Here is a 20,505-nt window from a genome sequence, read left to right on the forward strand (position 1 = left end):
CTGCCTGGCCGCGGCCTGAGCACGGAGCCGGAACCCGCCCCCTCCACACCCGACACACCATCAGGCACTCACTCCCTCAACAACGTGACAGCACCCGACGGGGTGGACCTGGATCTTGCCGTCGTACGGGCCGGCCAGCTTCAGGGCCTCTGCGGGCCACTTCAGGGACACGCTGTGGGTCTCGTTCGGCGGCGTCACGATGATGTCGGTCGGGGACGCGAGGCGGTCGCCACTGAAGTCGACCCTGTACGAGATGCTGAAGGTGGCGGTGTCACCGGGCTTCAGATCGGTGATGCGGGGCTGCTCACCGCCGCGGTGGACAGTGGCGGACATGCCATCGATGTCCTTCAAGTCGACGCCCGCGAAGCCCGTCACCGAGCAGGCCTTCGCGCCCTTGTTGGTTATTCGAACGGTGACCTCACCCACCTTCTGGTCGGGCGAGCTGTCCACGGCCTCCATGATCAGGTCGTTCGTGCGGCAGAACTTGCTCTTCCCCCCGCCCTTCGCCGCGCCGTTCCCGGAGCCGGCACGGGACGAGGTGCCTCCGCCGGAGCCCGACTTGGCGTTGTCTGGCCGGGCCTGTCATCGAGCAGGAAACCGTCACGCAGGTGATAGGCAGCCCAAGACCGTCGAGCGATGCCTCGGTGGACCTTTGTCCAGCGCGGCCCTCTTCCTCGTCAGTTCGTGCCCGGTAGAGCGCGTTCGAGGAGGACCTCGGCTGCTGCTCGCGCGTGGCGGCCGTAGTCCGCTTCGCCCAGGACCATGGCGCGACTGGCCGCACCGTCCGCGAGGGTGACCAGTTGTTCGGCGAGTGCGACGGGTTCCCGGCAGCCCAGCTCCCCCACCAAGGAAGTGACCAGCTCAGTCATCCGCAGTTTCTGTTCGCGGGCGTGGGAATGGACCGCGCTCTTCGGGTCGGGGAACTCCGCGGCGGCATCGATGAACGGGCATCCGCGCACCGGAGCCGCGTCCGCCGCGGGTTGGTCGAACAGTCCGAGGATCCGCTCCCTTGGGGGGATGTCCTCGCGGGTCAGCACGCTCTCCAGGGTGGCGCCCGACGACACGAGGTCCTGCAGGTGGGCGATGACCAGGTCGCTCTTGGTACGAAAGTGCGCGTAGAGCGTGCGCTTGGACACCGGTGCTTCCTCCGCGACCTGTTCCATACCGGTCGCATTGATCCCCTGGGCCGCGAACAGCTGGGCGGCGGCAGCCAGGATGCGCTCCCGGCCCCCACGCCCCCCTCGCCGAAGTGCGGTAGTCGTCGTACCCATGAAGCAAGTATACGTAGGCGTTTACCTCGGCGGGGTCGGCTCGCTAGGGTTGCCCCCAAGTAAACGCTTCCGTTTACATGCGCTGCCCCTGAGGAGTGTTCCATGAACAGGCCAGTCCCCGCCGGTCCCGCCGACCCCACCGAGCTGAGTGGCTGCGCGGAGAAGCTGATACGCGACCGTCACGCGACACGCGCGTTCCGTCCGGAGGCCGTGCCTGTGGACACGATGCGCGCGATCTTCTCCCTGGCCGGCGCCGCGCCGTCCAACTCCAATGCGCAGCCCTGGCAGGTGGAGGTGGTGAGCGGCGCGACGCGTGAGCGCCTGGCGCATGCTTTGCAGGCGGCCCACGCCGAGAAGCGCACCTCGGCGGACCTCCCGTATTCCGAGGACATGTACGCGCAGGTGCAGCAGGTTCGCCGGGCCGCATTCGGAGCCGAGCTGTACGGAGCGCTGGGCATCGACCCTGACGACCATGCGGCACGTGCGGCCTACGACGCGGAGAGCTTGCGTTTCTACGGCGCGCCACACGCGGCGTTCCTGTTCGTCAACGGTGACGGCGGGCCACGGCTGGCCGCTGACGTCGGCGGCTACATGCAGACCCTTCTCCTGGCGATGACTGCGTACGGCGTGGACAGCTGCCCGCAGGGACTGCTCAGCTTCTACGCCGACACGGTCCGAGGCGAGCTCGGCGTCACCGGAGGAAAGCTGCTCGTGGGCATCTCCTTCGGCTATGCCGATGAGACCGCGCCAGTGAACCGGGTGACGACTGGGCGCGCCGCGCTCGAGGCGACCACGGCCTTCCACGACTGGTCGTGCGGGTGATCGTGCCGGGGGTGGCGGGTAGCTGTACCGGCTGGGGTGGATCTTGCGGAGCCGTACGTCGAGCTGTCGTACGTGGACGCCTTGCGTGGGCGTCGCCGACGTCCGTTGCTGGACTGTGTGACGGCCCGGTTCGAGGACATCGCTCCGGTGCGGCGGTTTTGCTGGTCGCGGGGTGAGCGTCACTTCGCGGGCTGGTACTGGGCTGCCACGACCGGGCAACACGTCGGTTTCGAATCATGGCTGGAGCGCGCAACGTGAGCGATGGCCTCTCGTCTCAGCCAATCCAGTCCGCCCAGGTCATCGGCCTCCAGCCGACTAACGTCGCTGAGACAGGTCACCGGAGCAATACGACGCGTCCCGGCGCCGGTACCCGCCGGCGAACGTGATGTGGCCGCAGACCGGGCAGGTCAGCAACCGGATCATGCCGGTGTCCCCGATCCATTCCGCCTCGGCGAACATCAGTCCAAGGCCCCAGTCCCGGTCGGCGGCCTGCCGGTCCGGTACGCCTGGGCCCGACGCCGTCGTCGCAGTACCGCCGACGGGCCGACGCACCCTTGGGCAGCCGGGCCCCGCAGGAATCGCAGAAACGCAGGCGGGCCATATCTCCAGGGTGCGACGCCGGGGGGCCGCAGTCTTCTCAGCCTCGGGTCCACAGTTGCTGGGGCCGTCACTGTTGCAGGTGGTCACCAGCACCTTGACACCGTTATAGGGGGTGGAGTCGATCTCCAGGCAACGGTTGGTGTGAGTGTTCTTCAGGGTCTGGCCTGAACAGTCGCCGGATGGATTCTCCGGCGACCGGAAACCCTCCCTGAGGCCGGGCAGCTGCAGCTCAAAACCGTCCGCACCCACTGCCCCGAGATCGACGCGCTCACCCGGCACGTCCGTGCCTTCGCGGTCATGCTGACCGAGCGCCAGGGCGAGCGTCTTCCGGACTGGCTCGCCGCCGTCCGGCGGGACGATCTGCCCAGTCTCCACACGCTTGCCGCCGGCATCGATCGCGACCGCGATGCCGTCATCGCCGGTCTCACCCTGCCCTGGAGCTCGGGCGCGGTCGAAGGCCATGTCAACCGGATCAAGATGCTCAAGCGCCAGATGTTCGGGCGGGCGGGACACCAACTTCTCCGCAAGCGCTTCCTGTTAGCGTGACGGAGAGTGGCCGCGTCACAGAAGTTGAGCCAGAGCCCACTGTCGGCTCTGGTCCACTTCTTGTGGTCGCGTACGCAGCGTGAGTGCCGATCTTCGTGGGATGGCGGTTGAGGTCGCCCGAAAATCGCCCGGCCGGAAGGCGGTGTGGTCGACAGTGCTGCACTGTGAACGAAGTACAGCCGCAGCTGGATGAGCTGTTCAAACAGACTCCCGGCTGGGCCTGCCCAAAGATCCGCGCCCCGGAAGCGGCCGACCGGTGGACCTGGCTCATCCTCGCCGCCTACACCCAACTCCGTCTCGCCCGCCCGTTGGCAGCCGATCTCCGAAGGCCATGGGAGAAACCGAGCGTGAGGCCGGCGCGGGAGCACGCGCCAGGGTGCGCTCGGCGCCGGCCGTGTGTCATCTGAGGAAGTGGGGCGGTTTGCGCGCCCGAGCCCTGTTCAGGGCTGGTTGCGGAGTTTCTTCTTGTCGATCTTGCCAAGGGCGGTGAGGGGCAGCGAATCGGCGAGATGGAGCAGTTTCGGGGCCCAGAGTGCGCCCTTGCGGGCGCGGACGTGGTCCGTCAGATCGGCTGGGGTGGCCTGCTGTCCGGGGCGCAGGACCACGGTGGCGGTGACGGCTTCGCCCCAGTGCGGGTCGGGGGTGCCGTAGACGGCGCTGGCGGCGACGGCCGGGTGTGCGGCGAGGGCGTCCTCGACTTCGCGCGGGTAGATGTTGAATCCGCCGGTGATGATGGTGTCCTTGATCCGGTCGATGATTGTGATCAGGCCGGTGTCGTCCTGGCGGGCGACATCGCCGGTGTGCAGCCAGCCTCCGGCGAGCGCGATTGCGGTCTGTTCGGGCTTGTTCCAGTAGCCGTCCATCACGAGCGGTCCTCGGACGCACAGCTCGCCGGGCTCGCCTGCCGGTACGTGCCGGCCGTGCGGGTCGAGCAGGGCGATCTCCACGCCGGGCATCGGCCGGCCGCAGCTGCCCAGGACGTGCGGGTCGTCGCGGTGCTGGGCCGGGTCCAGGACGGTCAGGGCATTGGGGGCCTCGGCCTGGCCGTAGTGCTGGCTGAGCACGGGGCCGAGGAGCCGGTGTGCCTGGGCGAGCCGGGTGGGGTCGGCGGGTGCGGCGCCGTAGAGGACCCAGTTCAGCCCCGACATGTCGGCTGCGAGGAGGCGGGGGTGGTCGAGCAGGGCGTACAGCATCGTGGGAACGACGAACGTGGCGCTCACGCCGTCGCGTTCGATCGCGTCGATGACGTGGTCCGGGTCGAAGGAGGGGTGGAGCTCGAAGCTGGCGCCGTGGAGCAGGCCGGGGGCGACGAGGAGCCCGGCGGCGTGCGACATGGGGGTGGTGATCAGGAAGTGGGTGTCCGGTGGCCAGGCCCAGGTGGAGCAGGCCCAGGCGTTGGCGAGCAGTGAGCGGTCGCGCAGCATCACGCCCTTGGGTTCGCCGGTCGTGCCGCCGGTGTAGAAGAGGTAGAGCGCGGGGCCGCGCGGGTCGTTCGGGCCGGGGGGTGTGTCGGCGGCGATGCGGTCGAGTTCGGCGAGAGTGATCGCCTTGGTGCCGTCGGGGCGGGCGCGGGCGGCGAAGCGGGTGTCGTCCACGACCAGGCAGTCGGACACACTGTCGCGCAGGACGGTCCGGTCCGTGTCCGCGGTGGCCAGCGGATGCAGGGCGGTATAGCGCAGTCCGGCCAGGCAGGCGGCGGCCATGACGGTGAACGCCTGCGGGTTCGGGCCGCACAGCAGGGCGAGCCCATTGCCGGGCATGAGGCCCAGTCGTCCGAACGCGGCCGCGGTGCGTTCGATCCGTTCCGCGGTCTCACCGTAGGTCCAGGTGTGCTTTGTCCCGTCGTCGCCGGTGAAGCGGAAGGCAGTGCGCTCGGGCCGCCTGCGCAGCGCCGACAGGATCAGGTCCGCGTAGCCGGGTGTCATCGGGTTCTCCCCAGGATGGTCACGGCGGCCACCGCCTCCTCGATTCCGTAGAGGCCGCCGCCGTTCTCGGCGATGGCGATGCGCGCGTCGGGGACCTGGCGCTCGCCCGCCCGGCCGCGCAGCTGCGTGACCAGTTCGAAGACCTGCGCCAGTCCGGTGGCGGAAACCGGGTGGCCGCGCGATTCGAGTCCTCCGGACGGGTTCACCGGAACGGTGCCACCGAGCGCGCCGGCGCCCGATGCCGACCACGGGCCGCCGTCGCCGATCGGACAGAATCCCAGGTTCTCCACCTGCTGGATCTCGCCGAAGGCAGTGGCGTCATGGACCTCCGCCACGTCGATGTCCTGCGGACCGATGCCGGCCTTCTCGTAGGCAGCGAGCGCGGCCCGGCGGCCGATGTGCCGCCCGGCGTCGTCCGCCGCCCGGTCGGTACCCGACAACAGGACACTACTCAGTACCGCCAAGGCCGACTCGTCACGGGTGAAGTCGGCGCGCGTCACGACGACAGCGGCGGCCCCGTCGCTGACCGGTGAGCACATCGGCACCGTCAGCGGCCACGCCACCCGCCGCGCCGCCAGGATCTCCTGCGCGGTGAACGCTCGACGGAAGTGGGCCCGGGGGTTGTGGACGGAGTGGGCGTGGTTCTTCGCCGAGACCGCGGCCAGGTGGGCTTCGGTGGTTCCGAAGCGCTGCATGTGGGCGCGGGCCAGGGAGGCATAGATCTCCGTGAACACCGACCGGTCGCCATCCACGGACAATTCGGGCGGCAGAGGTTCGGTCAGGGCGGCGAGCGCGGCCAGGGTCTCCTCGCGGTGGGCGATGTCCATGGCCCCGTCGAACACCGCCAGCCCCTGGGCGGGATCGGCGCAGACGAGTTTGTCCACGCCGACGGCCAGGGCGACGTCCGACAGGCCCGCCCGTACGTGGGCGATCGCCAGCCACAGGGCCGTGGCGCCGCCCGCGCAGGCGTTCTCCACATTCACTACGGGTACCCCGGCGAACCCGTGCGGGCGCAGGGCGACCTGGCCGGGGATCATGTGCTGGCCGTCGATCGCCTTCTGGCTGACCGTGGCGTGGAAGACTGCGCCGACGTCGGCCGGGGTGAGTCCGGCGTCGCGCAGTGCCTCGTGTGCGGCCTGGCCGACGAGGTCGCCGGCACTGCGGTCGAGGTGGCGGCCGAAGGGGGTGGCGCCGACGCCGAGGATGAGTGCTTCGCGGTTCATGACACCACCCGGTTGCGCAGCACGCCCAGGTCGGAGACTTCGAGTTCCACGGTGTCGCCCGGTTCCAGGTAGCGGCCGTGCTCCAGCCCGCAGCCGGTGGGCACGGTGCCCGAGCACAGGACCTCTCCGCCATGCAGCCGGGTCGACCGGGAGGCGAAGGCGATCATGTCGGCGAAGGTGTGGTGCATGTCTGCGGACGTGCCCCGGCTGACCTCCTCGCCGTTGATGCGGGCGGTCATCGTGAGCCGGTACGGGTCGCCGAGCTCATCGGCGGTGACGATCCACGGGCCCAGGACGTTCGAGTCGGTGAAGTCCTTGCTCTTGCTCAGGCCCAGCCCGGTGGCGATCTCCTCCAGCTGGGTGTCGCGGGCGCTGAAGTCGTTGAAGATCGTGTAGCCGAAGATGTACGACGGAGCGTCCACTGCGGGGATGTCCGTGCCGTCGCGGCCCAGCACGCAGGCGAATTCCAGCTCGTAGTCCCGCACGGAGGAGTACGCGGGCCAGTGGATGTCGCTGTCGTGGCCGGTCACGGAGAGCCGGTTGGTCACGTAGTACAGAGGGCGTTCGAGCATGATGGCGGGCAGTTCGACCTGGTCGGCCGGGATGCCCTGGAGCCGGGAGCGGGCGTTGCGGAAGTGATCCATGAAACTGCCGAAGTCCCGGATCTGTACGGGCCTGGGCAGCGGGGAGAGCCAGCGCAACTCGGATGCAGCGACGACCGCTTCGGGCGGGGCCTGTGCGGCGAGCCGCTCCAGGGTCTGCCGCACGGGTTCGCCGCCGTCGATGATCGTCTGCATGGTGGTCAGCGCTGGGGCGTGCTCGCCGGTCACCAGGCGGTGGGCGCGGTCGAGCAGCAGCAGGCGCTCGCCCTGGTCGAGTACGAGCGCGGTCCGCTCGGCGCGGTCGTGCTCCACGGTTGCGAGTTTCATGGTCGGTTCCTCTCCTCAGCAGGGTGCAGGGGTCGGTCTGCGGGGATCGGGGGTCAGACGAAGGCCACGACGCGGGCGGGGGCGGCGCTCGCGCGGGCGATCTTGATCGGGAAGAACGCCACCCGGAACCCCGACGGGGGCAGTGCGGCGAGGTTCGTCAGCTGCTGGACGATGAAGACCTCCCGCTCGCGGCCGGCCCGGTGGCCATCCCACAGCACGGAGTTGTCGCCGCTGTCGCGGAACTTGCGCGCCATCACGGGGAAGCTCAGGTCCCAGCCCGCGGCGTCGGTGCCCAGGACCTTGGCCCCGAGGTCGGCCAGGAGCAGCGTCGACTCGCGGCTCATGCCCGGGTAGCGGAAGAACTCTGGGTCGGACAGCCCGTAGCGCTCCTGGCCGGTGCGCAGCAGGACCGCTCCGCCGGCCGGGACCGGGGCGCCGTTGTCGGCGAGGGCGGACTCCAGCGCCTCGACTGTGATCGGGGCGTCCGGTTCGCACCGGTCGCGCAGGTCCAGCACGAGCGCCTCGCACCACAGCTCGTCCAGGGCGATGTCGGTGATGGTGCGGGCGGGCCTGCCCTCGCAGGTCGAGCCGTAGTGCAGCGGGGCGTCGACGTGGGTGCCGAGGTGGGAGTTGAAGTCGGTGAGCAGTTCCGCGCCCCAGCCCTCGCCGTCGGGCAGGTCCTCGACGCTGCAGTGCATGGCGGCGGCGAACTGCTCTCGGCCCTCGCCGGTCGGGTGCGCGTAGGCCACGGCCGGCGCGATCACCGGGGCGAGCGGGCGCAGCTGCTCGGGGAGCCGCTCGCGGTCGGCGGGGTCCAGCGTCCTGGTGAGGTCGATCAGTTCCATGACGAAACCTTCCTTAGTTATTGGACGCTCAGCATAGAACTGGACAGATAACATAGGCAAGAGCTCGCCGGCCCCCGGCGCCGCCCGGCCGGCGTGACAGAATCGGCCGTGTCAGGCCGCCGCAACGTTGGGAAGGACACCGCGTGGGTGCGACCCGCAAGCAGGAGATCTCCGCCGAGACCCAGCGCCGACTGGTGGCGGCCGCGTGGGAACTCGCCGCCGAGGGCGGGTCCGCCGCGGCATCCGTCCAGGCCGTGGCGGCGCGCTCCGGCATCAGCCGGGGCTCCGTGGCCTGGCACTTCGGCTCGAAGGACGGGCTACTGAAGGCGGTGATCGAGGAAGCGTTCCGATGGGGCACGGACTTCATGCGCGAGCGCCTGGCCGTCGCCGGGCCGGACGCCGGAATCGAGGCGCTGATCGAGGCGAACTTCGCCCTGATGTCCCGGCCCGAGGCGCACATCTTCTCGACACTCCTGATCGAGGCGGTGAGCCGCGAGTCGGCCCTGCGCACGACGTACGCCGAGGAGTACGCCAAGATCCGCGGCCTGTACGCCGACCACCTGCGCGCGACCGGTGCGCACGTCACCGACCCGGAGGCCGTCGCGGCGGCGCTGCTCGGCAGCACCCTGGGAATCAACATCCAGCACCGCCTGGACCCGTCCCTGGACCGCCGACGGGCTGTGACCGCGATGACCGGCATCTACACCGACGTGCTGTCCGGAACCAGACCTGACACCCCGTCCGGCACCTGACCCACACCTGCCTCCGGGACGCGCCGGGCGAGATCGGAAACCAGGCCCGCGCGGCGAGCGCCCAAAGCTCCAGGCGCACCGCGCGGCTGCATGGGCGTCTCGCCCCCGGATACCGGTACGGCCGGGACCTCGGCCGCCGCCGTGTCAGCCCGGCCCGGCTTCGGCCGGCCCCAGCGGCGACGCCGCCGTAGTGCACACCCCTGGCCGGCCAGGACCTTGCCCGCGGAGCATGGCCGGTGACCACCTGCCGGGGCTGGCAGCACTTCGCCACCACGCCTTCCCCGGTACCCCCCGCACGCGCGCGAACGTCCCGAGCATGTTCACGCCCCCTTGTCCACCGAACTTTGATGGCGCCTGCAGCGGCGACGAAGCTGCAAACAGGGCCGCAAGAGGCAGCTTGACGCGTTCGCGGTGCGCACTTCCAGATCCCAGGCCGCGCGCGGCCGGTGAAACGGACGCAGGACGATAGGTGGGCCCTCAACCTGGCAGCCGCACGGCAGTTCCACGCTCGTGCGGGGCATCTTCGGGTGCCCCGGAAGCACGTTGAGGAGCTGGAGGCGGTGGAGGTCCCGACAGGCCGTCAGGACGGTGCTGGCGGGCCCGTGGTGGTCAAGCTCGGCACATGGCTGGACAACGTGCGTAAACGGGCGGACAGGCTCAGCGCGGAACGGCGGGCCGAACTCGGCGCCCTCGGCATGCGCTGGTAGCCGTTGTGCCTCACTGTCTGCCAAGGGCCGAACGCCTCGCGGAGCAGATCTCTCCATGGGAGCCCGGTGCGGTACCGGTAGATGATCCCGTCGATGATGCGACGGTGGTCGGCGAACGGGCGCCCTGTCTTCCCGGCGTTGCAGGGAAGACAGGGCGCCAGGCGTGCCCACTGCTCGTCGGTCAGCAGGGGCAGGCGCCCACTCGTGGTCGCCGGGGATGGTAGGCGGTGGCCAGCACAGAGACAGTGACCTGGTCGGGCAGGAGGTCGTCATCGCTCAGGTCTGCACGGTTCACGTGGCGTGCGCTCGGTGTCATCCCCACCGAGTCCAGGGCCTCCAGTCCGACCAAGGCCATGGGGTACTCCACCTGTTCGGTGACAGTGACTGTGAAGTAGGGGTCCAGCGCCCGGTGCAGGCGCTGTTCCTTGGCAGGGTCGATGGTGACCATTGCGGGCACTCGGCCGCGCAGCTCGACCAGGTGTCGATCGGTAGGACGGACCACGATCAGCCGGCCGGCCGGGCGGAGTACCCGGTGAAACTCGGCTGGATTGCGCGGGGCGAACACGTCCAACACCACGTCGGCCACCTCGTCGGCGAGAGGAAATGGGCGAAAGACATCCCAGGTCGCCGCAGCGGCTCGTTCATTGGCTCGGGCTGCCGAGCGCAGCGCGCGCGCCGACGTGTCCAGGCCCAGACCTCGGGCGCCGGGCAGATGGTCGAGAACGCCGGCCAGGTAGTAGCCCGTGCCGCACTCGACGTCCACCACGGTGCCCCGCTCAGGCACGGCGTCGGCCGCCAGGCGGGTCACGGCCTGGAGGATGGGCGCGTACCCGCCGGTGGCCAGAAAGCGGTCCCGAGCCTGGACCATAGCCACGTCATCGCCGCTGGTAGCGCGGGTACCCGTCAAGAGGCTGGCGTAGCCGTGGCGGGCGATATCGAAGGTATGGCCCGTCAGACAGCGCAGTGCGCCGCGGTCGGGGTGCAGGCGGCGCGTGTGGCACGTCGGGCAGCGCAGCAGGTCTAGGAACAGTCCGAGGGCGGGGGGGAAGCAACACGGGCACGAGGCACTCCTGGCAAGGCTGAAGGGAAGAGACCGTGCCTGGACGCGCGCACAGAACGTCACTGCCTCATGAAGGAACGGGCAGTGCCAGGAAGGCGGCGTAGCAGGCACGCCTAGGAGGGCGATGCCGTCCGACATCGCCCTCAGCGCCTTCCGATCGCAGGAAGCAGCAGTGCGGGGTGCTCATGAATGCCACGCCATGAGTTTACGAGCCTCGACGAAGCCCTTCATGCCCGCCGGAGTCAAGGCCCTTGGATTGTTCCGGACGGGCTGTGGGAAATCGCGAAGCCGTTGATCCCGCCGTCGACGAACTCACAGGCCCCAGCCCCATGGACCGGGGTAACGCTCATGCTCTACGGTCTGGTAGCCCCGTAGCCCGTGCCGGGTGGCGGCGGCCGGCAGTTTCAGTGGCCGAAGCCGGAGCCAAAGCTGTCCCCCGCCGCTGGCTTCAGTCCCAGATCCGCGGGCCCGACGAACATCGGCCTGGATGTACTGATACCAGAAGGGCCGCCGCGCAGAATCCGGACCTTGTCGTCGGCCCCGCTCGTGTGCGACGTGCTGACCGCCAGTTCGGCCGCGCCGTCGCCGTTCAGATCCTGGATCGCCAGCCGGGGCCACACCGGGAGGCCGGAAATGCTCTTCGCGTTCCTGCCCGTCAGACCCTTCGGACCGCCGCGCAGCACCAGGGTCACCATCTTGTCGCCCTTGAGCGGGGCGCTGAACGCGACGTCGGCGTAACCGTCGCCGCTCACATCACCCGTCGCCGGCGCGTACCCGAAGTTGCAGTAGGAGGAGACCGGATTGCCGGGCAGCCCCGGTGTCTTCTCGTTGATCGTCGTGGGCTTCAGGCCGGTGCTCCACCCGCTCTTTCCGCCGTACGCGACCATCAGCCGGCTGCCGCCCTCGGGCACGGCTTCGTCGCCGAGGATCTCGCAGGTGAGGCTGACGATCACATCGTCGAAGCCGTCCCTGTTCACGTCGGACGTGAGGGTGGTCGAGCCGTACATGTCCTTGCCGCGCGCGTCCTTGAGGCGCGGCCCCTTCTTCAGTACGCCGTTGGCCGCGCCGCGGTACACGACGGTGGCGCGGGGGGTCGGGATCTCGTCCGCAAACACGTGCGACCAGGTGACCACCAGATCGTCCTTGCCGTCGCCGTTCACGTCGCCGACTCCGGTGGGCCGGGGGGTGTAGTACGACGGCTTGTCGGGGGTGAGGTCGAGCGTCTTCGTACGGGCGGGCTTGCCCGTCCGGGTGAACGGGCCGAACCGGACCGTTGCCTTGGAGTCCGCGCTTCGGCTCGTGACGAGGTCGGCGTGGCCGTCGCCGTCGAAGTCGCCGGCGACCGGCGTGGCACCGGTCAGCTTGGCCGCTCCGGAGAGCTTCTTCTTTCCGCCCCAGACCACAAAGACCCTGTTGCTGCCGGCCTGCGTGATGAGGTCGCTGCGGCCGTCGCCGTCGAGGTCGGCCGAGATGGCACCGCTGCCGAAGCGGCCGCCAGTGCCCGCTTTGCCGAGGCCGAGGCTGTCCTGGGTGATCACCTGGTGGCGCCGGGTGTCGGGGCCGGCAGCTGAGCCGTGCACCACGGCCGCGTAGCCGGCGGCGTACTTGCCGTTGACCGTGGCCGAGGTGTCGGTGATGACCAGATCCTCCTTCCCGTCGCCGTCGAAGTCGGCATGAGCCCCGGCGGTGTCGGGGTCGGCCGCGGGCCGCTTCGTGGCTGCGGCGGTCTGCGTCATGACGGTGGAGTCGGGGACGGCTGCGGCGGCCCCGCAGGCGGCTACCGCAGCCAGGGCCAGGGTGGAGACAAGTCGTTTCTGCATGCGGAGTTGGACCGGGGCCACCCCCGAATGGTTGTGCGGGCGGCCAGGCAGGCCGTACGACGGTACCCGCACCAGTAGGGGCACAGCCACCCTGCCGTCGGGCCGTTCGGGGACCGGCGCGGGCCACAGACCCTCGGCGCCCGGTTCCGACGCCATCCTCTTCCGCAGTCGGCGGTCCCGCCGCCGCTGCCTGGCACGACACACCGCCGACCAGGACCAGGAGCACGACGGCGAGGACGCCGTGGACGTCCTGGAGGGCGGAGACGGGGCGGGGGTGCGGGTGAGTGGGGCGGCGGCCGGGGTGCTGCGGTTCAGCGAGGAACGCGACCCCGCCGTGCCGGCCCAGTTCGTACGGCTGCGGGTCATCGACCCGGAGGACGCCTACTGGCGGCGCGGGATCGAGGCGGCCGAACGGTGGCTACGCGAGACCGGGAACACCGTGCTACGGGTGCCGTACACCGTCGTCACACCGCAGGACTGGGGCGGGGTCGGCGGGTATCCGCTCGGGCAATGGATCGCCGACCACCGCCGCACCTACACCGCCGGAACACTGGAAGCCGGACGGGTCGCCGAGCTGGAAAAGCTCGGGATGGTGTGGTCCGAACAGTAAGCGGCCTGGGCGGACGGGCTCGCCGTCGCCAAGCAGTACGCCGCCGCCCATGGCCACTTCCTCCCCCCGACCACCGCAACGTGGGAAGGGCACCCGATCGGGGTGTGGGCGAAGAACGCGAGGGCGGCGGCGCGCAGGGCGCGGGAGAACGTGGAGCTCCGTGCGGCCGGCCGTCCTGTCCGGTCGGCGGCCGGGGCGATGACCGAGGCCCGGCGGGATGGGCTGGACGCGATCGATCCGGGATGGTGCCCGGTATGGGACACCAGGTGACAGCGGTGCCACCGACTGGTCCAGAACCACGTCCAGGCCGGCGGAACGCTCCCGGAGGCTGCGGGCGACGTCGTCGTCCAGAGCGAGAGGTACTCGCCGGCCGCCTGAAACCGTCCAGGAGAGCGCCCTGGTCACGGCTATGACTTCGTGCGGCCTGCTGAGGCTTGCTGAGTGTCCGCGCCGGAGCCGGCATCTTGCCGCTGGGTCTCCTGGGGGCCGTGCCAGTCCAGGCACATCACGGTGGCATCGTCTTCGAGCCGGCCGCCAGCGGCGTCCAAGACCGCGGACGTCAGCGTCAGTGCGGTCTCCCGCGGATGCAGGTCCCGGGTGCGCTCCACCAGGGCGGACAGGTCGACGTTCTCCCCATGACGTTCGAGCATGCCGTCGGTCAGCATGAGCAGACGGTCGCCGGGGCGCAGATCAATGTCCTGGACGCGGTAGGGGTGGGGGGCGGGCAGGGACAGGCCGAAGGGGTGGTCCACCTCGCAGGTGATCACCTCCGGAGCCCCCTCGCGCATGCGCAGGGGCCAGGGGTGGCCGGCGTTGACGAGCTGGGCCTGGCCGGTGTGGAGGTTGATGCGCAGTAGCTGCCCGGTGGCGTGGCCGTGGGCGTGGTCGGCCAGGGCCTGGTCGGCCCGGTGGGCTTGCTCGGCCAGGTCGGCTCCTGCGCGGCGGGCGCTGCGCAGGGCGCTCACCAGGACCGTGGCGGCCAGGGCGGCGTCGATGTTGTGGCCCATGGGGTCGGTCACCGAAAGGTGCAGGGTGTCGCGGTCCAGGGCGTAGTCGAAGGTGTCGCCGCTGAGGTCTTCGGAGGGTTCCAGGCTCCCGCACAGTGTGAACTGTGCGGCCTCGCACGACAGTGACATGGGCAGCAGTTGGTACTGGATTTCTGCGGCCAGGGTGGAATGCCCGGGGCGTTTGCCCCAGGCGTAGAGGTCGGTGAACCGCCCGTTGGCGATCACGATGTAGGCCAGGATGTGGGCGGCTTCCCTGATCGCATCGAGGAAGTCCTCGCCGGGGTCGGCCGGCAGGAACAGTTCCAGCAGCCCGATGGCATCCCCGCGGTTGGTGACCGGCGCGATCACCCGCTGTTCCTGACCGGTCGCCTTCTGATACGGCCGCTGGGTACGGATCACCTGCTCGTAGACGCTGCCGGACAGGGGGAACCGCTCCGCTTCCCGCCCCAGGGTGCCGGCGACGGGCAGCCGCGCCACCGCCTTCCCCGTCAGGTCCACGATGAGGAACGAGACCTTCGTGGCTTTGAAACGCCGCCGCAGGTCCTCCGCGACCACATCGACGGCCTCCACCGGCGCCGCCATCTCCGCAGCCGCCAGCAACCGGGCAAGTTCGCTGTGCTCAGCACCCACGACCACGCTCCCTACCAGCACCCCCCATATCAGCTTGGGAACCGCCACGGGGAGCATCAATCTGTGACCAGTCACAGTAAAGACCGCCCCGGCCTCGTCCAGGCGCGATCAACACCCCGAAACGCAACAAGACGCCCTAAAAGCCGCAGCGGCGATGCGTTTCCCTGCGAATCGGAGGTCGGAGCGGGCGCCTTCGAGCCGCTCCTGGAGCTTGTGGTGCTCCTGCGTGAGCCCGCGATCGAGTCGGCCGAACTCCGCATCGCGCTGAGGCCGCAGGGCGATGCCCGACTCGCCGACCTCTTCGACGGCCCGTGCGCAACGGTGGTCCGTACAGCGCTGGAGAGAGAGCACGCCCGGCACGGCGGTGTGCCTCCGCGACGCCGGGTCGCCTTCCGCTCCGGGATGGAATCTGGCGGAGCCAAGGAGCGCCGGACTGCCCACCGGGCCTCGGTCCTGGGAAGGGATGCCAGGGCCGAGGCGGCTGAGGATCCGGTCAGATCGTGTCCGCGACCTTGATGTAGCCCTGCTGGATGACCCACTTCTGGTTGGTGTGGTTGACGCACTGCCAGATGCGTACCTGGTCACCGTTGTTGCGGGTGTTGCCGGCGTCCAGGCACATCTCCCGGCTCTTGCCCATCGTGTCGGCGAGCACGATCTGCGCGTTGCGGACGATCCACTTCTGGTTTGTGTTGGTGCCGCCACACTCCCAGATCTTGGTCCTGTCGCCGTTGTTGCGGGTGTTGCCGGCGTCCAGGCACATCTCCTTGGCGTCGCCGATCGTGTCTTCAACCTTGATCTGTCCATTGGTGATCACGAACCGCTGGTTCTTGTGGCCGGCACACTTCCAGAGGCGTACCTGGTCACCGTTGTTGCGGGTGTTGCCCACGTCCAGGCACACCTCATGGGCAGCCCGGGACGCGGGAGCCGCCGCGGAGGAAGGCACACCCGCGCCGAGGGCGAGCAGCAGCGCCGCGCCAGTGACGGAGCCGAGACAGCGAGGAGAGAGGAGCGAAGCCATGAGCACAATCCCAATCGTTGATGGGGAAGCGAGAGCACCGTCACGAGACCAGCAGTCGGTGCCCACGCATCCTGGATGCCCCGGTTCGGCCGCCGGTAGCGGATAGCTCCAGACAGCCTCCGTTAGAGCGAAGATGATCACCCATCCGTGGGAGCGAAAAGCAGCTCACGGTGACGCCTCCGGCAGAGCAGGGCCGTCGACCGTCGTGACGGGGAGGATGGGCGGCTTCGCGCCCCGGCGGGCCGTTCCGGCCTGTGCAGGCCCGCTGGCGAACCCGCACATGGCGGTGTGGACTCGCCCCGCAGTTCGAAACAGCCGCGCGCGGCCCTACCCCGCATCTCGAGACCAGCAGACGCGTCACCACAACGAGCGACCGCGCGGCCCCGCCGACGCGTAAGGGGACTGGCCGGCCGCCAAATCCCGAGGCGCACAGGGCGTCCCGCTCGCCAGGGTCGGGGTCGCGCCTCTGGTCGCGCTCCTGGACGCACCTCTGGTCGCGCCTCTGGTCGCATCGGACGACGAGCCCGGATCACACAAACGCGCAGGTCAGACCAGTGATCCGGAAGACCGGCGAACGCCGACTACTTCCCTGGAGAGCCCCCTTCGGCCAGGAACGGGCCGTCACCACGGCACGCACGGCGGGCACCTGACGCAGCGAAACCGCCGTACGCCCCCTGTGCCGCTAACGCGAGTCGCCCCGGGCTTGGGAGACCCGAAGCGACTGACAGGCGCTCAGAGAGGCGTACAGGGGTGTTCTAGGCGGCGAAGCCGATGTTGGTGACGTACTCGTACTGGCCCCACTGGGATCCGAGGTCGACGATGACGTCCTCCCAGGCGTCGTCGAGGCCCTGGTGGTCGCCTGATGCCCAGGTCTCGACTATGCGGTCCCAGCGGCGGACGTTCATCGTGCGGTACTCCACCAGCCGCTGGAGCGGGCGCGGCACCTGTGACTGGTTGAGCGGGTGGATCTCCACCCGGGTGCCGCCGGCGGAGTTCAGGCGTCGCAGGAGGTGCCGGGCGACGTTGTGGCGGCGGACCTGGCGGTAGGCGGCGTCAATGCGTTCCAGGTTGGCGCTCGACGGCCGGCGCTTCTCGTCCAGCCACGCCTTCGGCGTGCGGTCGCTGACCGTGAGCCCGGCATCGCGGGCCGCCTGGCGGCTGTGGTCGGTCCGGGTCAGGTAGTGCAGGCGCGCCATGAGGCCACGCTTCGCGGTGACCGGGGTGACGATCCCGTCCGCCAGCTCGTCAAGTTTGCGTGCCACGGCGTCGCTGCCCTTGATGCCCCGGGCGCCGAACTTCCCGAAGTCGATATTCCTCTCCGGCATCTGCTCCTCCTCGTCATGCAAACTGGTTGCTCATCAGCGGGCAGCTGCTCGGCGTCAGCAGTGCCCAGGAGCGCATCGTGCTCGGTCCGCTCGGCGGACAGCAGTCGCGGGCGCGGAGCCGGCTCCGTGCTGCTCCTGGTCGTGCTTCGTCGTCGGTCCGGTGCCCGGCGGACGGCGCCCCCAATTCAGGGGTGCCCCAGGCCGGGGCCGTGATCATGGTCGGGCCCGGGGCCTGCGGCCCACCTCCGGCCGGCGCACGGCCACGGTGGGCTTCGGCTCGGCGTCGGTGGCGGGTGACTTGCGGCGTTCCCGGGTGGGTGGCAACAGCGTTCCCTCTCCCGCATCCTCCGCGGCGGCGCAATCGTAAAGGGGCCCGGGGCAGCAGGCGCCCCGGTCCGACGGGGGAGCGAGAGATGGATCTGTATGCAGTGATGTCGTATCTGGGGGTGCCCGCTGTCGTGGGGGTGCCAGCCTTACGGGTGTGACTGCGTCACCGGCTGCACCGGCGGGCGGTCGAGCGGGCGGCGGTCCGGGATCTGCCGGAGCTGTTCCGCGCTTTCGGCGCGGACACCGAGGTGGCCAGGGACGTGGCTGGTCGGATGCCGCGGCGACGCGGGCGCGCGGCGTGAGCGGAAAAGCGGGCCCCTTCACCGCGGGGTGCCCGCAGGCCACACTTGTTCCTCTACACGGCCTTTCGGGGCAACTGGTTCTAACGGTGCCGTGCAGGGCGCGGCGGTCGCGGCTCTCCCGGGCGCGGGCCGCGGTGAGCGGCGGCCGCGCCGGTTCGTCGGCGTGTCCCTGGTCCTGGTCGTGCTCGTCCACGACTCCATCGTCCTGCGCGTCGACGGGCTGGACCAGGGCGCGCGGAAGCGTGCGCACCACCCACCTCACACCCTCTCAGCCCATAGTTCACCCCATCTACCAGGGAAAACGGGCTGTGAGTCTTATAGGCGCTCACAGCGTGACACCGTGGGTGTACGGGCCTGTCACAGGAGCGGAGTGGCCCGAACGTGGGAACTGGGCTGTGGTGCCGCTTCGTGCATCCGTCGTCCGTGGGGCAGTGGTCAGGGGGCAAGGAGATCAGCGGCGATCAGCCGGGCTTCCAGACGCAGGGCTGTGGCTGCGCGCAGGGCGTCGGACAGGGTGAGTACGCCGCCGGCCTGGGCGCCGATGTGGGAAGGTCAAGCATGCCTCCAGGGCCCGCACAGGGGCACTCCTGGGCGTGGCTACGTCGTCTGGGAGTCGCCGCGGCAGGTCGTTAGCGGCGCCTTCGGCCGTGGCCGGGCAGGCCGGCGGGGACCGCGTACACGCTGGAGCCACCGGTGCTGGGGACCGGCTCCGCCCGCCACCCCTGGGCCGGTGCGGGCGCCACCATGCGCAACAGTCCGTCCACGACGGGGCGGGCGGCGGGGGTCTGTATCGGTTCTCCGGACAGTGGGCACCTTTCGCCTTCGGGCATGAGGTGCTGGGCGAGTGTCTTCTTATGGGTGATGCGGGCCCAGGTGCCGCAGGCACACTCGTAGTTGCCCGTCAGCTCCTTGCCGGACAGGACGACTTGCCTGGACTTCGGGCATGGGTCGGGAAGGCCGGGCACCGGATGCTCGTAGAGGCGGCCGCTGCTCAGGCTCGCCTTGGTCCTGGCGCCGCACTCGGGGCAGACGTATGCCTTCGTCTTCGTCGGTGCATGAGCGTGCCTGGGCATGTCGTCACCCTTCACTCTGCCGTGGCCCCTGCCCTGTCCGTCAACTTGCCGCGCAGGTAGAACGGTGAGGTTCTCCCCCGCCCGGCCGCCGCCCACACTCGACAACCACACGACCGGCGTGCAAGCAAGGAGAAGCGTGATGCCCAGGAAGACCGACCCCGACAACCCGTACGGCTACGCCCCGGAGAACGACACCGTCCGAGTCGGGCGGCACGACCTGGAGCGCCTGCTGCTGGAGTTCCGCTCGCTGGTCCGTAAGCAGGAGCTGGGCAGTTGGGAGCACATGGACGACTATGACCTGTCCTTCGAGCGCCTGGCCGACGCCGTCGACGCCGGAGCCAAGGTCCGGCGGGGCACCCGCTGGGAGGGCCCCGACCTCCGGCTGCGCTGCACCACTACCGAGGACGTCTACGAATGGCCGGAGGGCGCCCCCTACGACGGCGGGACGACGGTCACGTGGAACGTTCCGGGCTACGGTTCCCACGCCACCGGAGACGACTTCACGGACCTGCCTACCTCGCTGTGCGGCTTCAGGTGGTCGGCGAAGGAAGGCCGGCGGGTGAAAGGCCTGCCGGACTGCCTCGAGTGCCTGCGCGAGGCCCAGCTCGGTGCTGACCGCCCCTGCGGCCGCTGGTGAGGACCGCATGGAGCACAGCCGGATGGCGCAGCACCTCGACGTGCTCCTGACCGTTGTGTTGATGCATCCGCGTACAGGCATCAGATGAGGAGTCGTGATGGGTAGGAAGAAACCGGGCAAGGCGCGTCGGCCACGTGTGCCACGTCAGTACACTCTCCAGGAGCTCCAGCCGCCTGGTGAGGGTTACGAGGAGTGGATTCGGGTGACCGCTGGCATGAACCCTGACCGGATCGACGATCCGCGGGTCAGCGATGAGGCCCTCGCCTTGATGAAACGGTTGGTTCGGCTCGGCCCTCTGTACGGCAACAAGGTGCCGAAGGCAGCCCTGTATCTGGATGATCTGATCGACACCGGCCAGCTGCCGGTCTTCGGGGACGGCGAGAAGGGCACGCTCCTACCCCTCGCAGAGGCTGCGGCGAGGTTCGGTTCCCAGGATGGTGACCTTCGCGAGTCGCTCCACAACCTGCATGCGGCGGGAATGTTGCTCCTGGACACGGACAACGACCACGACATCGCCGTCATCCGCGTGGTTGCCCAGAAACCCGGGGAACCCGGAGGGCCCTGGCGGTTCCAGGGAGACCCTGACGCGGTCACCGCGAAGACTTGTATCCCGGATGGCATCTGGGAAGATCTGCCCGCTGAGATTGCCGAGGCCGTGATGTACCTGCGAATGTGCCGGTCCCAGTTGCAGGAGCCCGACCCCAAGAAGTTCGGCCAGCACGAGGGAGTGAATGGCACTCCGCACGCCAAGAAGCTGTTCGCCGCGGCGCTGGAGTCCGGTGCTGTCGACGAGAAGGGGTGTGAGGCGTGTCCGGCGGGCCACCTGTGCACCCGCACTGAGGACTGAGCTTGTTCTTTATCTACCAGGATCTTCCAGGCTTGCCGATGGCCTTGCGGGTCTCGGGGCGTTTGACGGTCTTGCCGACGTCGTAGCGGGGTGCCCGGCGTTTGTTCTTGACGCCGGGTGGCCGTCCGGGCCCGGTGCCTGTGGGTTTGGGAACGCGGGTCGGGCAGGCGAGGTGAGCGCGGATGTTCCTGAACCCTCGGCGGACCCGGGCGGGGGTGAGCCGATCGGA

Annotated in this window: 17 protein-coding genes and 6 pseudogenes; 9 read left to right on the top strand and 14 right to left on the bottom strand. The window is 69.7% G+C overall.

All coding sequences use genetic code 11. From position 1 onward, the window contains the following. Positions 1-60: 60 nt before the first annotated feature. Positions 61-468, bottom strand: a pseudogene (locus tag ACFV8T_RS43995) (DUF4232 domain-containing protein); the annotation flags it as partial. 209 nt (positions 469-677) lie between these two features. Then, on the bottom strand, positions 678-1,271 hold the full coding sequence (locus tag ACFV8T_RS44000; protein ID WP_385339139.1) for a TetR/AcrR family transcriptional regulator: 594 nt from the start codon (positions 1,269-1,271) through the stop codon (positions 678-680). Positions 1,272-1,373: 102 nt separating this feature from the next. On the opposite strand from ACFV8T_RS44000, the gene ACFV8T_RS44005 reads away from it, so the two are divergent. The 3 genes and pseudogenes from ACFV8T_RS44005 to ACFV8T_RS44015 all read left to right on the top strand — a co-directional run. Next, positions 1,374-2,093 (top strand): nitroreductase, encoded by a 720-nt coding sequence (locus ACFV8T_RS44005; protein WP_385339142.1) that lies wholly within the window; start codon positions 1,374-1,376, stop codon positions 2,091-2,093. Positions 2,094-2,864: 771 nt separating this feature from the next. Next, positions 2,865-3,239: pseudogene (locus ACFV8T_RS44010) on the top strand (transposase); the annotation flags it as partial. A gap of 194 nt (positions 3,240-3,433) precedes the next feature. Beyond that, positions 3,434-3,628, top strand: a pseudogene (locus ACFV8T_RS44015) (transposase); the annotation flags it as partial. Between the two features lie 51 nt (positions 3,629-3,679). Here ACFV8T_RS44015 and ACFV8T_RS44020 read toward each other — a convergent pair. The 4 genes from ACFV8T_RS44020 to ACFV8T_RS44035 are packed head-to-tail and all read right to left on the bottom strand — an operon-like array spanning position 3,680 to position 8,161. Then, positions 3,680-5,164: an AMP-binding protein gene (locus ACFV8T_RS44020; RefSeq protein ID WP_385339144.1), complete on the bottom strand. Its 1,485-nt coding sequence runs from the start codon at positions 5,162-5,164 to the stop codon at positions 3,680-3,682. Continuing rightward, positions 5,161-6,387 (bottom strand): thiolase family protein, encoded by a 1,227-nt coding sequence (locus tag ACFV8T_RS44025; RefSeq protein ID WP_385339146.1) that lies wholly within the window; start codon positions 6,385-6,387, stop codon positions 5,161-5,163. Before ACFV8T_RS44025 ends, ACFV8T_RS44020 begins: the two co-directional genes overlap by 4 nt. Continuing rightward, on the bottom strand, positions 6,384-7,316 hold the full coding sequence (locus ACFV8T_RS44030) for a fumarylacetoacetate hydrolase family protein (protein WP_385339148.1): 933 nt from the start codon (positions 7,314-7,316) through the stop codon (positions 6,384-6,386). The genes ACFV8T_RS44025 and ACFV8T_RS44030 overlap by 4 nt, the downstream gene beginning before the upstream one ends. A 53-nt stretch (positions 7,317-7,369) precedes the next feature. Continuing rightward, entirely contained in the window at positions 7,370-8,161 is a 792-nt protein-coding gene (locus ACFV8T_RS44035) for a cyclase family protein (protein WP_329865608.1), read from the bottom strand. A gap of 143 nt (positions 8,162-8,304) precedes the next feature. Here ACFV8T_RS44035 and ACFV8T_RS44040 point away from each other — a divergent pair, with 143 nt between their 5' ends. Continuing rightward, on the top strand, positions 8,305-8,913 hold the full coding sequence (locus tag ACFV8T_RS44040) for a TetR/AcrR family transcriptional regulator (RefSeq protein WP_385339151.1): 609 nt from the start codon (positions 8,305-8,307) through the stop codon (positions 8,911-8,913). Between the two features lie 446 nt (positions 8,914-9,359). Further along, positions 9,360-9,620 carry a helicase associated domain-containing protein gene (locus ACFV8T_RS44045; RefSeq protein ID WP_385339154.1) on the top strand — a complete coding sequence of 87 codons (261 nt, stop codon included), beginning with the start codon at positions 9,360-9,362 and terminating at the stop codon, positions 9,618-9,620. 2 nt (positions 9,621-9,622) lie between these two features. Here ACFV8T_RS44045 and ACFV8T_RS44050 read toward each other — a convergent pair. The 3 genes and pseudogenes from ACFV8T_RS44050 to ACFV8T_RS44060 all read right to left on the bottom strand — a co-directional run. Continuing rightward, positions 9,623-9,814, bottom strand: a pseudogene (locus ACFV8T_RS44050) (transposase); the annotation flags it as partial. Further along, positions 9,802-10,650 carry a putative RNA methyltransferase gene (locus ACFV8T_RS44055; protein WP_385339176.1) on the bottom strand — a complete coding sequence of 283 codons (849 nt, stop codon included), beginning with the start codon at positions 10,648-10,650 and terminating at the stop codon, positions 9,802-9,804. The pseudogene ACFV8T_RS44050 and the gene ACFV8T_RS44055, both read right to left, overlap by 13 nt. A gap of 434 nt (positions 10,651-11,084) precedes the next feature. Beyond that, the gene (locus tag ACFV8T_RS44060) at positions 11,085-12,500 is read right to left on the bottom strand and encodes an FG-GAP and VCBS repeat-containing protein (RefSeq protein ID WP_385339157.1); all 1,416 of its coding nucleotides are present in this window, start codon (positions 12,498-12,500) and stop codon (positions 11,085-11,087) included. Here ACFV8T_RS44060 and ACFV8T_RS44065 point away from each other — a divergent pair. Both ACFV8T_RS44065 and ACFV8T_RS44070 read left to right on the top strand, forming a co-directional pair. Further along, a complete protein-coding gene (locus ACFV8T_RS44065; protein WP_385339160.1) occupies positions 12,499-13,110 on the top strand; it encodes a helicase associated domain-containing protein in 612 nt (203 codons plus the stop codon). The genes ACFV8T_RS44060 and ACFV8T_RS44065 overlap by 2 nt on opposite strands. Before the next feature lie 15 nt (positions 13,111-13,125). Beyond that, positions 13,126-13,380: pseudogene (locus tag ACFV8T_RS44070) on the top strand (helicase associated domain-containing protein); the annotation flags it as partial. A gap of 137 nt (positions 13,381-13,517) precedes the next feature. Here the strand turns inward: ACFV8T_RS44070 and ACFV8T_RS44075 are convergent. From ACFV8T_RS44075 to ACFV8T_RS44090, 4 genes are all read right to left on the bottom strand, one after another. Then, positions 13,518-14,699, bottom strand: a complete 1,182-nt coding sequence (locus ACFV8T_RS44075) for a PP2C family protein-serine/threonine phosphatase (protein WP_385339179.1) — start codon at positions 14,697-14,699, stop codon at positions 13,518-13,520. A 541-nt stretch (positions 14,700-15,240) separates the two neighbouring features. Further along, positions 15,241-15,765 (bottom strand): ricin-type beta-trefoil lectin domain protein, encoded by a 525-nt coding sequence (locus tag ACFV8T_RS44080; RefSeq protein WP_385339162.1) that lies wholly within the window; start codon positions 15,763-15,765, stop codon positions 15,241-15,243. 755 nt (positions 15,766-16,520) lie between these two features. Further along, positions 16,521-17,090, bottom strand: coding sequence for a transcriptional regulator (locus tag ACFV8T_RS44085; protein WP_385339164.1), 570 nt, complete (start codon positions 17,088-17,090; stop codon positions 16,521-16,523). 1,258 nt (positions 17,091-18,348) lie between these two features. Then, positions 18,349-18,792, bottom strand: a complete 444-nt coding sequence (locus tag ACFV8T_RS44090) for a hypothetical protein (protein ID WP_385339167.1) — start codon at positions 18,790-18,792, stop codon at positions 18,349-18,351. A gap of 139 nt (positions 18,793-18,931) precedes the next feature. Here ACFV8T_RS44090 and ACFV8T_RS44095 point away from each other — a divergent pair, with 139 nt between their 5' ends. Together ACFV8T_RS44095 and ACFV8T_RS44100 are read left to right on the top strand one after the other, a co-directional pair. Further along, positions 18,932-19,429 (top strand): hypothetical protein, encoded by a 498-nt coding sequence (locus ACFV8T_RS44095; RefSeq protein WP_385339170.1) that lies wholly within the window; start codon positions 18,932-18,934, stop codon positions 19,427-19,429. A 97-nt stretch (positions 19,430-19,526) separates the two neighbouring features. Next, entirely contained in the window at positions 19,527-20,276 is a 750-nt protein-coding gene (locus ACFV8T_RS44100) for a hypothetical protein (protein ID WP_385339173.1), read from the top strand. A 13-nt stretch (positions 20,277-20,289) separates the two neighbouring features. Here the strand turns inward: ACFV8T_RS44100 and ACFV8T_RS44105 are convergent. After that, positions 20,290-20,505: pseudogene (locus ACFV8T_RS44105) on the bottom strand (transposase); the annotation flags it as partial.

Source organism: Streptomyces sp. NPDC059832 (assembly GCF_042731715.1).
Lineage (GTDB): Bacteria > Actinomycetota > Actinomycetes > Streptomycetales > Streptomycetaceae > Streptomyces.

Excerpts from the sequence above, each read along its gene's own strand:
- ACFV8T_RS44000 (WP_385339139.1), bottom strand. The coding sequence starts at position 1,271 with ATGGGTACGACGACTACCGCACTTCGGCGAGGGGGGCGTGGGGGCCGG.
- ACFV8T_RS44005 (WP_385339142.1), top strand. The coding sequence starts at position 1,374 with ATGAACAGGCCAGTCCCCGCCGGTCCCGCCGACCCCACCGAGCTGAGT.
- ACFV8T_RS44020 (WP_385339144.1), bottom strand. The coding sequence starts at position 5,164 with ATGACACCCGGCTACGCGGACCTGATCCTGTCGGCGCTGCGCAGGCGG.
- ACFV8T_RS44025 (WP_385339146.1), bottom strand. The coding sequence starts at position 6,387 with ATGAACCGCGAAGCACTCATCCTCGGCGTCGGCGCCACCCCCTTCGGC.
- ACFV8T_RS44030 (WP_385339148.1), bottom strand. The coding sequence starts at position 7,316 with ATGAAACTCGCAACCGTGGAGCACGACCGCGCCGAGCGGACCGCGCTC.
- ACFV8T_RS44035 (WP_329865608.1), bottom strand. The coding sequence starts at position 8,161 with ATGGAACTGATCGACCTCACCAGGACGCTGGACCCCGCCGACCGCGAG.
- ACFV8T_RS44065 (WP_385339160.1), top strand. The coding sequence starts at position 12,499 with ATGCGGAGTTGGACCGGGGCCACCCCCGAATGGTTGTGCGGGCGGCCA.
- ACFV8T_RS44060 (WP_385339157.1), bottom strand. The coding sequence starts at position 12,500 with ATGCAGAAACGACTTGTCTCCACCCTGGCCCTGGCTGCGGTAGCCGCC.
- ACFV8T_RS44075 (WP_385339179.1), bottom strand. The coding sequence starts at position 14,699 with ATGGCGGCGCCGGTGGAGGCCGTCGATGTGGTCGCGGAGGACCTGCGG.
- ACFV8T_RS44080 (WP_385339162.1), bottom strand. The coding sequence starts at position 15,765 with ATGGCTTCGCTCCTCTCTCCTCGCTGTCTCGGCTCCGTCACTGGCGCG.
- ACFV8T_RS44085 (WP_385339164.1), bottom strand. The coding sequence starts at position 17,090 with ATGCCGGAGAGGAATATCGACTTCGGGAAGTTCGGCGCCCGGGGCATC.
- ACFV8T_RS44090 (WP_385339167.1), bottom strand. The coding sequence starts at position 18,792 with ATGCCCAGGCACGCTCATGCACCGACGAAGACGAAGGCATACGTCTGC.
- ACFV8T_RS44095 (WP_385339170.1), top strand. The coding sequence starts at position 18,932 with ATGCCCAGGAAGACCGACCCCGACAACCCGTACGGCTACGCCCCGGAG.
- ACFV8T_RS44100 (WP_385339173.1), top strand. The coding sequence starts at position 19,527 with ATGGGTAGGAAGAAACCGGGCAAGGCGCGTCGGCCACGTGTGCCACGT.